This is a genomic window from Streptomyces sp. NPDC029674, from assembly GCF_044903205.1.
Taxonomy (GTDB): domain Bacteria; phylum Actinomycetota; class Actinomycetes; order Streptomycetales; family Streptomycetaceae; genus Streptomyces.
In genome coordinates, this window is record NZ_JBJDPY010000001.1 from 321,191 (window position 1) to 332,772 (window position 11,582).

12 protein-coding genes are annotated in these 11,582 nt (G+C 73.3%); 5 read left to right on the forward strand and 7 right to left on the reverse strand.

Annotated elements, in window-relative coordinates; genetic code table 11:
* Window positions 1–26: 26 nt before the first annotated feature.
* The 3 genes from ACI2L3_RS01400 to ACI2L3_RS01410 all read right to left on the reverse strand — a co-directional run bounded on the left by ACI2L3_RS01400 (window position 27) and on the right by ACI2L3_RS01410 (window position 3,820).
* The gene (locus tag ACI2L3_RS01400) at window positions 27–1,289 is read right to left on the reverse strand and encodes an NAD(P)/FAD-dependent oxidoreductase (RefSeq protein ID WP_404750241.1); all 1,263 of its coding nucleotides are present in this window, start codon (window positions 1,287–1,289) and stop codon (window positions 27–29) included.
* A 180-nt stretch (window positions 1,290–1,469) separates the two neighbouring features.
* A complete protein-coding gene (locus ACI2L3_RS01405) occupies window positions 1,470–2,807 on the reverse strand; it encodes a deoxyguanosinetriphosphate triphosphohydrolase (RefSeq protein WP_404750242.1) in 1,338 nt (445 codons plus the stop codon).
* Window positions 2,808–2,893: 86 nt separating this feature from the next.
* Window positions 2,894–3,820, reverse strand: a complete 927-nt coding sequence (locus ACI2L3_RS01410) for a sirohydrochlorin chelatase (protein WP_404750243.1) — start codon at window positions 3,818–3,820, stop codon at window positions 2,894–2,896.
* Between the two features lie 366 nt (window positions 3,821–4,186).
* On the opposite strand from ACI2L3_RS01410, the gene ACI2L3_RS01415 reads away from it, so the two are divergent.
* A complete protein-coding gene (locus tag ACI2L3_RS01415) occupies window positions 4,187–4,798 on the forward strand; it encodes a vancomycin high temperature exclusion protein (protein WP_404750687.1) in 612 nt (203 codons plus the stop codon).
* A gap of 197 nt (window positions 4,799–4,995) precedes the next feature.
* A complete protein-coding gene (locus tag ACI2L3_RS01420; protein ID WP_404750244.1) occupies window positions 4,996–7,083 on the forward strand; it encodes a molybdopterin oxidoreductase family protein in 2,088 nt (695 codons plus the stop codon).
* A 60-nt stretch (window positions 7,084–7,143) separates the two neighbouring features.
* On the opposite strand, the gene ACI2L3_RS01425 is transcribed toward ACI2L3_RS01420, so the two are convergent.
* The 3 genes from ACI2L3_RS01425 to cutA all read right to left on the reverse strand — a co-directional run bounded on the left by ACI2L3_RS01425 (window position 7,144) and on the right by cutA (window position 8,409).
* Complete coding sequence (locus tag ACI2L3_RS01425; protein WP_404750245.1) at window positions 7,144–7,434, reverse strand: DUF6355 family natural product biosynthesis protein; 291 nt, start codon at window positions 7,432–7,434, stop codon at window positions 7,144–7,146.
* 199 nt (window positions 7,435–7,633) lie between these two features.
* Complete coding sequence (locus ACI2L3_RS01430) at window positions 7,634–8,077, reverse strand: gamma-glutamylcyclotransferase family protein (RefSeq protein ID WP_404750246.1); 444 nt, start codon at window positions 8,075–8,077, stop codon at window positions 7,634–7,636.
* Window positions 8,074–8,409, reverse strand: a complete 336-nt coding sequence (gene cutA, locus ACI2L3_RS01435) for a divalent-cation tolerance protein CutA (RefSeq protein WP_404750247.1) — start codon at window positions 8,407–8,409, stop codon at window positions 8,074–8,076. The genes ACI2L3_RS01430 and cutA overlap by 4 nt, the downstream gene beginning before the upstream one ends.
* Window positions 8,410–8,496: 87 nt before the next feature.
* On the opposite strand from cutA, the gene soxR reads away from it, so the two are divergent.
* From soxR to ACI2L3_RS01450, 3 genes are all read left to right on the forward strand, one after another.
* Window positions 8,497–9,024 carry a redox-sensitive transcriptional activator SoxR gene (soxR, locus tag ACI2L3_RS01440; protein ID WP_404750248.1) on the forward strand — a complete coding sequence of 176 codons (528 nt, stop codon included), beginning with the start codon at window positions 8,497–8,499 and terminating at the stop codon, window positions 9,022–9,024.
* A gap of 318 nt (window positions 9,025–9,342) precedes the next feature.
* Entirely contained in the window at window positions 9,343–9,912 is a 570-nt protein-coding gene (locus ACI2L3_RS01445) for a hypothetical protein (RefSeq protein ID WP_404750249.1), read from the forward strand.
* Window positions 9,913–10,029: 117 nt separating this feature from the next.
* The gene (locus ACI2L3_RS01450) at window positions 10,030–10,770 is read left to right on the forward strand and encodes a class F sortase (RefSeq protein ID WP_404750250.1); all 741 of its coding nucleotides are present in this window, start codon (window positions 10,030–10,032) and stop codon (window positions 10,768–10,770) included.
* Window positions 10,771–10,796: 26 nt separating this feature from the next.
* Here the strand turns inward: ACI2L3_RS01450 and ACI2L3_RS01455 are convergent, their stop codons facing one another.
* Entirely contained in the window at window positions 10,797–11,579 is a 783-nt protein-coding gene (locus ACI2L3_RS01455; protein WP_404750251.1) for a sulfite exporter TauE/SafE family protein, read from the reverse strand.
* Window positions 11,580–11,582: the final 3 nt, after the last annotated feature.

Genomic DNA, 11,582 nt, shown 5'->3' on the forward strand with positions numbered 1-11,582 from the left:
CGCCTGTGACACTCCCGCCCGGCCGGTCACGTCAGGAGCGACGCCAGGGGGGTCGACGGGTCCGCGAGGGCGTCGGGGTCCGGGCGGACGCCCCGCACGATGAGCTGCTGGATCGGCTCCGTGACGTCCCACACATTCACGTTCATGCCCGCGAGGACCCGCCCGTCGCGCAGCCAGAAGGAGACGAACTCGCGCTTGCCGGTGTCGCCGCGGACCACCACTTGGTCGTACGTGCCCGGGGGCGCCCAGCCCGAGTACTCCAGGCCCACGTCGTACTGGTCGGAGAAGAAGTAGGGCACGCGGTCGTACGTGACGTCCTGGCCGAGCATCGCGCGGGCCGCCGCGGGGCCGCCGTTGAGGGCGTTGGCCCAGTGCTCCACGCGGAGCCTCGTGTCGAAGAGCGCGTGGCGGACGGCGGCCACGTCGCCCGCCGCGTAGATGTCGGGGTCGGAGGTGCGCAGCGACGCGTCGACGGCGATGCCGCCCCCTTCGGCGCGGTCGACCAGATCGAGTCCTGCGGCTTCGGCGAGGGCCGTGCGCGGGGCCGCGCCGATCGCGGCGAGCACGTCGTGCGCGGGGTGCTCCTCACCGTCGTCGGTGCGGGCGGCGAGGACCATGCCGTCCTGGCCGACGATCTCGGTGAGGCGGGCCCCGAAGTGGAAGCGGACGCCGTGCTCGGCGTGCAGGTCGGCGAACATCTGGCCGACCTCGGGGCCGAGGACGGCGTGCAGCGGGGTCGGCTCGGGCTCGACGACGGTGACCTCCGCGCCGTACTCCCGGGCGGCCGCCGCGATCTCCAGGCCGATCCAGCCGGCGCCCGCGATCACCAGGTGGCCGTTGTCCCTGCCCAGGGCGGCGAGGACGTGGCGGAGCCGGTCGGCGTGCGCGAGGCGGCGCAGGTGGTGGACGCCCGCCAGGTCGGTGCCCGGGACGTCGAGGCGGCGCGGCTCGGCGCCGGTGACAAGGAGCAGTTTGTCGTAGCGGATGACGGTGCCCTCGCCCAGGCGCACGGCCTTCGCCTCGCGGTCGACGGCGACGACGGTCTGGCCCAGGTGCAGTTCGACGTCCGCTTGCGCGTACCACCCCGGTTCGTGCACGAAGACGCTGTCGCGCTCCTCCTTGCCGAGGAGATATCCCTTGGACAGGGGCGGGCGCTCGTAGGGGTGGTCCCGCTCGTCGCCGATGAGGATCACCCGGCCGGTGAACCCTTCGGAGCGGAGCGTTTCGGCCGCCTTGGCGCCGGCCAGCCCTCCTCCGACAATGACGAACGTCTGATCCGCGTCGACCACTTGATGCCTCCTTGCCCGGGGTACCGGGGGTGTCCCCCGGAAGAACACAGCGTTGCCACTCGGCCTCGCCGCAACAGGGAGCGTCCCGCACAGAGCGTGATGCGGGAAGGGGGCGTGGCCTCGACTGGCCACATTTCGTCACGCCCCGTGGTCACTCCATGGTCACTTACCGTTGTTTCATCAGAGTCTCGCCGTCAGCCGGGTGTGCAGCGCGCGGGCCGCCGCGTCAGTGAGGGACGCGATCTGGTCGACCACGACGCGCTGGGCCACGCGGTCGTCGGACGCCGCGTCGTACAGCGCGCGGAACTGCGGATCCAGCCCTTCGGGGGCGCGGGCGGTGAGCGCTTCGGCGAGCTCGGCGACGACGACGCGCTGGTCCGCGCGGAGCCGCTCCTGGGCGGGGCGCTGCATCACGTAGCGATCGGCGACGGCTTTGAGTACGGCGCATTCGTGCCGTGCCGCGCGCGGGACGACGAGCTCGGCGGTGTACCGCGTGAGGGGACCCGTGCCGTACCGCGCGCGCGTGGCGGTCTCCGCGGCCAGGCAGAAGCGGCCGATGAGCTGGCTGGTGGCGTCCTTCAACCGGGCCTGGGCGACGGCCGTCCCGTCGTACCCGTGCGGCCACCACTCCTGCTCCAGGAGGCGGTCGAGAGCTTGGGCGAGCTCTTCGGGGTCGGTGTCCTCGGGGACGTACCGCCCGAGCGCCACGGCGTAGATGTCCTGCCGCTCCGGCTCGGCGTGCAGTGCGTTCGGATCGATGTGGCCGGCGTGCAGGCCGTCTTCGAAGTCGTGGACCGAGTACGCGACGTCGTCGGACCAGTCCATGATCTGCGCCTCGAAACAGATGCGCTGGCCCGGGGCCTCCTTGCGGACCCAGTCGAAGACGGGCCTGTCGTCTTCGTAGACACCGAACTTGGGGGACGCCGGGTCGGCGGGGTGGGCGCCGCGCGGCCAGGGGTACTTGGTGGCGGCGTCGAGGGCGGCCCGGGTGAGGTTGAGGCCCACGCTGACGAGTTCGCCGGTGGACTCGGAGCGGATGAACCGCTTCGGCTCGATGCGGGTGAGGAGCCTGAGCGACTGGGCGTTGCCCTCGAAGCCGCCGCAGTCCGCCGCCACTTCGTTCAGCGCCTGCTCGCCGTTGTGCCCGAACGGGGGGTGGCCGAGGTCGTGGGAGAGGCACGCCATCTCCACCAGGTCGGGGTCGCAGCCCAGGGCGGCGCCCAGCTCGCGGCCCACCTGGGCGCACTCCAGGGAGTGCGTCAGCCGGGTGCGGGCGCTGGCGTCCCAGGCCTGGCTCCTGGTGCCGGGCGTGACGACCTGGGTCTTCCCGGCGAGGCGGCGCAGCGCCGCCGAGTGCAGCACGCGCGCGCGGTCCCGCTGGAAAGCCGTGCGCCCCGGCCGCTTGTCCGGCTCGGCGGCCCACCGCTCGACGGCGGCCTCGTCGTAGGCGCCGTAGACGTCGTCGGCGTGGTGGCCGGTGCAGGCCTCAGGTCGCGCGTTCGGTGCTGTGCCTTCCATGCACCGACAGTAGACGCAAGCAGTGACAAACAGGGATCTGGCCCCTTGGATTCGGCCTGCTGCGTCCGCCCTCCGCGTCCCCTCCGTCAGACGCTGGTCAGGCGGCGCTGTCGGGCCGGTGCCGGCGCGGTGCGTGCCTGGTCGTAGCGGTGCAGGACGAGACGGGCGAGGGCCGCGTGTGGGCCGAGGGGAGCCGCGGCGATCCAGGGTGCGGCGGCCGCGCTCTGGGTGGCGAAGCGGCCCGGCGCGGTGAAGTAGGCAGCGACGGCGGTGCGCGTCCGCCCTTGTGCGGCCAGGAGTTCGAGCGCTTCCGGCACGGTGCGGGCGCAGGCCGCGGTGGGCGCGGCGTAGGCGGGCACGACGGGGACGCCGAGCCGTTCGGCGAGCAGCCCGGCGGCGGTCTCCGTGTCGGCGGCCGACTCCGGGTCGCGGGAGCCCGCGGCGGCGAGCACCACACCGTGCCCGCGCCGCGGACGCTCGGGCCAGCCGGCCTGGACGAGGCGGGCGTGCAGCGCCTCGGCGAGCAGCGGGTGGGGGCCGAGCGGGGCGGCGACACGGGTGTCGAGGTGGGGCGCGCCCGCGGCGGCCGCGGGCAGGTCGCGCTTGACGTGCTGGCCGCGGCCGAGGAGCAGCGGCACGAGCACGGCGGAGCCGGTCCGCTGCGCGGCGAGGGTCTCGGTGAGCAGCGGCTCGTTCAGCTCGATGTGGCCCAGGCGGACGGCGAGTCCGGGGCGCTGCTCGCGGACCCGCTCGGCGAGGGCCGTGACGGTGGTGAGGGCGCGCGGGTCACGGCTGCCGTGGGCGACGAGGACGAGCGTGGGGCGGGGGTCGGGACGCGGGGTGGGACGCGGGGTGGGACGCGGGGCGTGACGCGGGGCGTGACGGCGGCTGCCGTCGGGCGAGACGAGGCTGAGCTGGGTGCCGAGCTGGCTGGTGATGCGGTCCATGATCTGCGCCGTACTGTCGAGGTGAGTGCTGCCGGACTCGTCGTGAAGAGCGGTCGACGGCGTCATGAACCGAGGATGGCGGGGGGATATTGCGGGCGCGTTGCGCGGCCGTGACGACTGTTTTCAACGGGCTCACGGTGGGCGGCGGGGCGCTGTCAGGGGTGGGTCGGGGTGTTCTCGGGGGTGTTTCAGGGGCACGGGCCACTGACGTCGCCGGTGGGGCGGTCTACGGTTGTGGCATTGATCGGATCGGGGGGATCCGGCGGGCACGGGGGCGGACCAGCGATGGAAAGACATGGGGACGGGGCCAGGAGCGGGGACGGGTCGGCTCGATGGACAGGCCGCCTCCGACCGCGGCTGCGCAAGCCTCAATGGCCGCGGCTGCGGCTGCCACGCTCGCGGCGGGGACAGCGGCGTGCCGTGCAGGCGGTCATGGCCCTGTGCGTGCTCGCGCTGCTGCCCGCGACCTGGCTGTTCGTGACGACGGAGGACAAGGTGGGCTCGGTCGCCGACGCGCCGCGCACCCGGGTCGCGGTGGTCTTCGGCGCCGGGCTGTGGAAGGGCGAGCCGTCGCCGTATCTGGCACACCGGCTCGACGCGGCGGCGGAGTTGTACCGCACGGGGCGAATAGAGGTCGTGCTCGTCACCGGGGACAACAGCCGCGAGGAGTACGACGAGCCGGACGCCATGCGCGCCTATCTGAAGAAGCACGGCGTGCCGGGTCGCCGCATAGTGAGCGACTACGCCGGCTTCGACACGTGGGACTCCTGCGTCCGCGCCAAGAAGATCTTCGGCGTGGACCGGGCGGTGCTGATCAGCCAGGGCTTCCACATACGCAGAGCGGTCGCGCTCTGCGACGCGGCGGGCGTCTCCTCGTACGGGGTGGCGGTGGACGCCAAACACGACACGACCTGGTACTACGGCGGCGCCCGGGAGATATTCGCGGCAGGCAAGGCGGCACTGGACGCAACCTTCCACCCGGCTCCCCGCTTCCTGGGCCCCCAGGAGCCCGGAGTGCCTCAAGCACTGAAGTCCCCCCGCTGAGCCCTTGCGGGGCGCCGAGGACCACCCAAGGGGCGCGGGGAACTGCGCGACCAGCCAAAGACAACCCGCACCCGGCAACCACAAAATCCAGGGGGGACAGGCCTCACCGCAGGGCGCGGGAACGACTGAGGCGGGGTTACCGCACGCGTAACACGAGGACGCAGGACACGTAACAAGCCCAGCGCACGCTGACCCGCATGCACTCCACGGCGACACCCACCCACTGCCCGTACTGCGCACTGCAATGCGGAATGGACCTCATCCGGGGCCCCCAAGGCGTGGAGGTCGTCGAGCGGCCGGGCTTCCCCGTCAATAAAGGAGCACTGTGCGGCAAGGGCCGCACCGCCCCCGCCGTGCTCTCCTCCCGGGTGCGTCTGACAGAGCCGTTCATCCGATCCCACGCCACGGGCAGGCTCACGCCGGCCACCTGGGAGGAGGCCCTGGACCGGATCGCCGACGAGCTCTCCCGCACGCGTGCGGAGCACGGCGCGGACGCGTGCGGGGTGTTCGGCGGGGGCGGCCTGACCAACGAGAAGGCGTACGCGCTGGGCAAGTTCGCGAGGGTGGCGCTCGGCACGTCGCAGATCGACTACAACGGACGGTTCTGCATGTCGTCGGCGGCGGCCGCGGGGCAGCGGGCGTTCGGGCTCGACCGGGGGCTGCCCTTCCCGCTGGAGGACATCCCGCGCACCGGCTGCGTGATCCTCGTCGGGTCGAACCTCGCGGAGACGATGCCGCCCGCCCTGCGGTACCTGACGGAGCTCAAGGCGAACGGCGGCACGCTGATCGTCGTGGACCCCCGCCGGACCAGGACCGCCGACCAGGCCGACCTGCACCTGGCGCCGCGGCCCGGCACGGACCTCGCCCTGGCGCTCGGGCTGCTGCACCTGGTCGTGGCGGAAGGGCGGACGGACGAGGCGTACATCGAGGAGCGGACGAGCGGATGGGAGGAGGCGCGGGCGGCGGCAATGGCGCACTGGCCGGAGCACGTCGAGCGGATCACGGGCGTGGCGGTGCCCGAGCTGCGGGAGGCCGTGCGTCTCTTCTGCGACGCCGACAACGCGATGGTGCTCACCGCGCGCGGGCCCGAGCAGCAGTCCAAGGGCACGGACACGGTGGGGGCGTGGATCAACCTGTGTCTCGCCACGGGCCGTGCCGGGCGGCCGCTGTCCGGGTACGGCTGCCTGACGGGGCAGGGCAACGGCCAGGGTGGGCGCGAACACGGGCAGAAGGCGGACCAGTTGCCCGGCTACCGCAAGCTGACGGACCCGGCGGCGCGGGCCCATGTGGCGGGGGTGTGGGGCGTGGACCCGGACTCTCTGCCGGGGCCCGGCAGGTCGGCTTACGAACTGCTCGACGCGTTGGGCGGGGACATCAAGACGCTGCTCCTGATGGGTTCCAACCCGGTCGTCTCCGCGCCGCGGGCCGCGCACGTGGAGGAGCGGCTGCGGTCCCTCGACTTCCTCGCGGTGGCGGACGTGGTGATGTCGGAGACGGCGCAGCTGGCGGACGTGGTGCTGCCGGTGACGCAGTGGGCCGAGGAGACGGGGACGGTGACGAACCTGGAGGGGAGGGTGCTGCTGCGGCGGCAGGCCGTGTCGGCGCCGGACGGGGTGCGCAGCGACCTGGACGTGCTGCACGGGATCGCGGAGCGGCTGGGCCACGGGAAGGGCTTCCCCACCGAACCGGAGGAGGTCTTCGAGGAGTTGCGCCGGGCGAGCGCGGGCGGGGCCGCGGACTACTCGGGGATCAGTTACGAGCGGTTGCGGGAGAACGACGGGGAGGGAGTGTTCTGGCCGTGCCCGGAGGGCCCGGAGGCCGAGGGGACGCCGCGGCTGTTTCTCGACCGGTTCGCGACCGAGGACGGGCGGGCGCGTTTCGTGCCGGTGGTGCACCGGGATACGGCGGAGGAGCCGGACGCGGAGTATCCGGTGCTGCTGACCACGGGGCGGGTGCTCGCGCAGTACCAGTCCGGGGCCCAGACGCGGCGCGTCGACGAGCTCAACGCGGCAGCTCCGGGGCCCTTCGTGGAGCTGCATCCGAGGCTCGCCGCGCGTCTGGGGGTCGGGGAGGACGATCCGGTCGCCGTCGTCTCGCGGCGTGGCCGCGCGGTGGCTCCGGCGCGGGTCACGACGGCGATCCGCGCCGACACGGTCTTCATGCCGTTCCACTGGCCGGGCGAGGGGCGGGCCAACACCCTGACGAATCCGGCGCTGGATCCCGTGTCGCGGATGCCGGAGTTCAAGGTGTGCGCGGTGCGGCTGGAGCGGGTGGAGCAGGGGTGAGGTCGCGGAGCGGGCCCGGGAACGAGGTCCCGGGCCCGCGGTCGTACGAGGGGGCCGGGATCAGCAGGTGCGTCCGATGTACCAGGCGCCGTCCACGTCACCGGCCTTGCCGATCCAGGTGACGCCCGGGCCCACGCACCTGGTCGTGTTGGGGCCCCAGTCGTCGATCTCGATCAGGATCTTCGAGCCGTCGCTCGTGCAGTGGTTGTAGTAGGCGTCGGTGTGGGTCTCGTAGAACCCGCAGGGGTTCATGACGGCCGCCGGGGAGGCGGAGGCCGAGGACGCCAGGGACATTCCGAGGCCGAGGGCCACGGCGCCGATGAGGGCCGGCAGGGAACGGCGAACTCGCATAGGGCGATTCCTTCTGGGACAGGGTGCTCGCGCACCGCCTCGCGCACCAGGAGGTGCACACGGAGAGCTTGGCGGTGCTCACGGAGCGTAGTCGCGCCAACTCGCTCGCACGAGTGATTCGTATCACCGGTTCGGGTGCATACGCGTTTGAGCTGCGATTTCGCCCTGGTGGGGCCAACGCCGTGCCGTGGGGCGGGAGTTATCGCCCGAGGCGGTGCGCGGCCCAGTCCCCGCCCCCTATCACCGTCCCGGTCGCCCGCAGCCCGAGGGCGATGCGCGGGGCCGCGACGTAGACCCAGGCGCGCACCGGCGACCCGTCGGAACGGAGTACGTCGCGTGCGACGCGCTCGTAGAGGTTGCGGGGGTCGCCGGGGCTGTACTCCTCGAGGGTGTCGAGGAGTACGAGGAGCCGGTCGTAGGCGGTGGGCAGCGCGGTCACCAGCTCGCCGTACACCGGGCCGCCGCTGCCGGGCTCCTCGACGAGATAGGGGTAGCCGGGGCCCTCGTAGAGGACCGCGTCCGGGAGCCGGGCCGGTTCGTGCGCGGCGATGCGGCCGCCGAGGTGGGCGGCGTGGTACCGCTCCCCCGGGAGCAGCGTCCCGTACACGAAGAACGGCAGCCGGGCCGCGACGCGTCGGGTCACTCGGCGGTCTCCCGCTCGACCCACTCCAGGTAGGCCGCGCTGCCCCGCACCACCGGTGTCGCGATGATCTCCGGGGTGTCGTAGTCGTGGGCGGCGTGGAGCCATGCCTCCAGGGCGGCGTAGCGGGCGGCCGTGGTCTTGAACAGCACCTGCCATTCGCGGGCGGTCTCGATGTCGCCCTCCCACCGGTACACGGACGTGACGGGTCCGGTGATCTGCGCGCAGGCCGCGACGCGCGCCCGCACCGCGCCGCCCGCGAGGTCCCGCGCCTTGTCCTCGGCGTCCGTCGTCGTCAGCACGGTCAGCACCCGCACCTTCGGTTCGTCATCCATACGCCGATTGTGCACGGCGGCGTCCAGGAGCGAACGGCTGTATGGAGTACGGCCGTTGGGCGACTACGTGGAGACTACGCTGACCGCATGACCCAGCGCCTCGCACCGATAGCCAAGGAAGCCACCATCGGCGAGCTCGCCCAGCGCAGCGGAGTCGCCCCCTCCGCCCTGCGGTTCTACGAGAGCGAGGGGCTCATCACGTCCCGCCGCACCACGGGCAACCAGCGCCGTTACAGCCGCGACACCCTGCGCCGGGTCGCCTTCATCCGTACGTCGCAGCAGCTCGGCATGCCGCTCGCCACGATCCGCGAGGTGCTCGCCCTGCTCCCCGACGACCGCACCCCGACCCGTGCGGACTGGGCCAGGATCTCCGAGTGCTGGCGCGACGACCTCGACACCCGCATCCGGACTCTCCAGCGGCTGCGCGACAACCTCACCGACTGCATCGGCTGCGGTTGCCTCTCGCTGTCCCGGTGCGCGCTGTCCAACACGTTGGACGCGCTCGGCTCGCGCGGTCCGGGCCCGCGTCGTCTGGTGGAGGAGAAGGTGCCGTGCGCCACCGGGTCCTGCGAGGCCGGGGCCGCCGCGGAGGACCAGGAAGACGTGTCCGCCTGACAGCCCGGCGCACCGCCCCGGCGCACTTCCGTCCCGCACCACCCCGAGCGCTCGGACACCCGTCCGGCGGCCAGGGTCACCCATTCACAGGCGCCGCCCGCGCTCTTCGGGCCCTTTCCGCGGATACGCCGGTGACCTGCTGGAACGTAACCTTCACGGCGTCAGGAACCGCCCCGTCGCGCACTTTCTGATGCTTCATCAGGAGGCGTGCGCCGCCGAGTGCCACTTACCTCGGTAGAGCGGGGTTCGACCGACGCAGCGGCACTTGGGGGTGCCGCGGGCCGTTCTCGCGCGTAGGCCCCTCGGAGGAACGAGCACATGCGCAACGCCCGCCTGCTGACCGTCACCGCCCTCGCCATGGCCACGGGCGCCCTGGCCGCCGCCCCCGTCTCCGCCGCTCCCGGCCCGCCCGCCGGAGGCCTGGAGATCCGGCCGGCCACCGTCACCCCTGGTACCACCGTCGCCGTGCACACCACCGCCTGCGGCCCGGGCGGGACCGCGGCGGGCGACGCGAGCGCGGTGGGGGCGGGCAGGTTCGCGCTGGCGCCCGGCACGCAGAAGGAGGGCGGCGAGGCCGCGGCCGGACGGTTCGAGGTGCCGCCGTCCGCCCAGCCGGGCACGTACGAGATCGTCGCGACCTGCTCCGGGTCCGGCGGCTCCGGCACGAAGGACAAGCGGGTCGCGGGTGACCTCGTCGTCACGATCACCTCCACCGCGGCCGCCGGCGAGCGGCCCCACCAGCCTCCGAAGGGACACGTGAAGACGGGGGTCGGCGGCGCGCTCGGTCCCGACCCCGTGCAGACCGCGGCGGGAGTGGCGGCCCTGGCCGTCGCCGCCGCGGGCGGTACCTGGCTCCTGCACCGCCGCGCGAGAGGCGACAGGATCTGACGGACACCCTCCGCTGTCCACCGGTACCGCCGGCCCTGCCCCTCCCGGCCCGTGCTCCCCCGCGGGCCGGGAGGGGGACGGGGGCCAGGACCGCCCGACCCCGAGGGGGAATGCCGTATGAACACCGGTACGCGACTCCGCACACGACGTCGTACGCGACTTCGTACGAAGCTCGGTGCGCGACTTCGTACGCGGCTCGGTGCGGGCAGGAAGACCGGCAACGCCGTCATAGCCGTTGTCACCGCCGTGGCGCTCTGCGCCGGGGCGTGGCTGCTGAGCGGTGGCGGCGGACCGCAGCCGCCGCCCCAGCCCTCCGCCGCGCAGGCCGCTTCGATCGGCCCCGGCCCCGCCGCCCGCCACCACGAGCCCGCCGCCTCCCGCGCCCCCGGCACCGCACCGCTCCCGCCCTCCCCGCCCGACCGCGTGCGGATCCCCTCGATCGGCGTCGACACCCCCCTCATGGGCCTTGGCCTGACCCGGCAGGGCAGCCTCGACGTACCGCCGCCGGAGCGCAAGAACCTCGCGGGCTGGTACGAGGCGGGCACCACGCCCGGCGAGCGCGGCACCGCCATCGTGGCGGGCCACGTCGACAACCAGGAGGGGCCCGCCGTCTTCTACGAGCTGGGCGCGCTGCAGAAGGGCCGCACGATCGAGGTGGAGCGCAGGGACGGCAGCGTGGCCGTCTTCACGGTCGACGCGAACGAGGTCTACGACGCCAAGGACTTCCCGGACCAGAAGGTGTACGGCGCGGCGGCCCGGCCGGAGCTGCGGGTCATCACCTGCGGCGGCAAGTACTCGAGACAGACCGGCTACCAGGGCAACGTGGTGGTCTTCGCCCACCTGACGTCGGTGCGCTGAGCGCTACGGCACCGGGCCGCCGAGCCCTACGCCACCCACTGCTCGTACGCCATCTTCAGGACGAGTCCGAAGACGGTGGTCAGGAGCACGACCCGGACGAAGCCGCTGCCCTTCTTGAGGGCCGTGCGCGCGCCGAACATGCCGCCCGCGAGGTTGAAGACGGCCATGAGTCCGGCCAGCTGCCACAGGACGGCGCCCTGCCAGGCGAACATCGCGAGGGCGCCCGCGTTGGTGCAGCAGTTGACGATCTTGGCGGTGGCGGAGGCCGAGACGAGGTCGAGGTGGAGCACGGCGGTCAGGGCGAGGACGAGGAACGTGCCGGTGCCGGGCCCGATGAGCCCGTCGTAGAAGCCGATGCCGAGGCCCGCGAGGCCGATCGCGGCGAGGATCCGCTTCGGGGACGCGGGCCCGGCGGCGGGCGCGGTGCCGAACGCGGGCCTGAGGATCACGAAGGCGGCGACGGCGAGCAGCACCACCATGATCACGGGCTTCAGCACCTCGGTGCTCATGCCGGCCGCGAAGAAGGCGCCGCCCATCGACCCGGCGAGCGCGGCGAGACCGATCCGCACGGCGGTCGGCACGTCGACGGGCGTCTTCCTGACGTAGGTCACGGCGGCGCCCGCCGTCCCGACGATGGCGACGGCCTTGTTCGTGCCGAGGGCGTGTGCGGCGGGGGTGCCGCCCGGCAGGCCGAGCAGCAGGGCGGGGAGCAGCAGCAGTCCGCCCCCGCCGACTACGGCGTCGATCCACCCGGCCGCCAGAGCGGCGACACAGAGGACGACGACCGTGGTCAGCGATATGTCAGGCATGAT

Bases quoted from the DNA above. Each gene is read 5' to 3' on its own strand.
- ACI2L3_RS01405 (WP_404750242.1), bottom strand. From the start codon at position 2,807: ATGGAAGGCACAGCACCGAACGCGCGACCTGAGGCCTGCACCGGCCAC.
- ACI2L3_RS01410 (WP_404750243.1), bottom strand. From the start codon at position 3,820: ATGACGCCGTCGACCGCTCTTCACGACGAGTCCGGCAGCACTCACCTC.
- ACI2L3_RS01415 (WP_404750687.1), top strand. From the start codon at position 4,187: ATGGCCCTGTGCGTGCTCGCGCTGCTGCCCGCGACCTGGCTGTTCGTG.
- ACI2L3_RS01420 (WP_404750244.1), top strand. From the start codon at position 4,996: ATGCACTCCACGGCGACACCCACCCACTGCCCGTACTGCGCACTGCAA.
- ACI2L3_RS01425 (WP_404750245.1), bottom strand. From the start codon at position 7,434: ATGCGAGTTCGCCGTTCCCTGCCGGCCCTCATCGGCGCCGTGGCCCTC.
- cutA (WP_404750247.1), bottom strand. From the start codon at position 8,409: ATGGATGACGAACCGAAGGTGCGGGTGCTGACCGTGCTGACGACGACG.
- soxR (WP_404750248.1), top strand. From the start codon at position 8,497: ATGACCCAGCGCCTCGCACCGATAGCCAAGGAAGCCACCATCGGCGAG.
- ACI2L3_RS01445 (WP_404750249.1), top strand. From the start codon at position 9,343: ATGCGCAACGCCCGCCTGCTGACCGTCACCGCCCTCGCCATGGCCACG.
- ACI2L3_RS01450 (WP_404750250.1), top strand. From the start codon at position 10,030: ATGAACACCGGTACGCGACTCCGCACACGACGTCGTACGCGACTTCGT.
- ACI2L3_RS01455 (WP_404750251.1), bottom strand. From the start codon at position 11,579: ATGCCTGACATATCGCTGACCACGGTCGTCGTCCTCTGTGTCGCCGCT.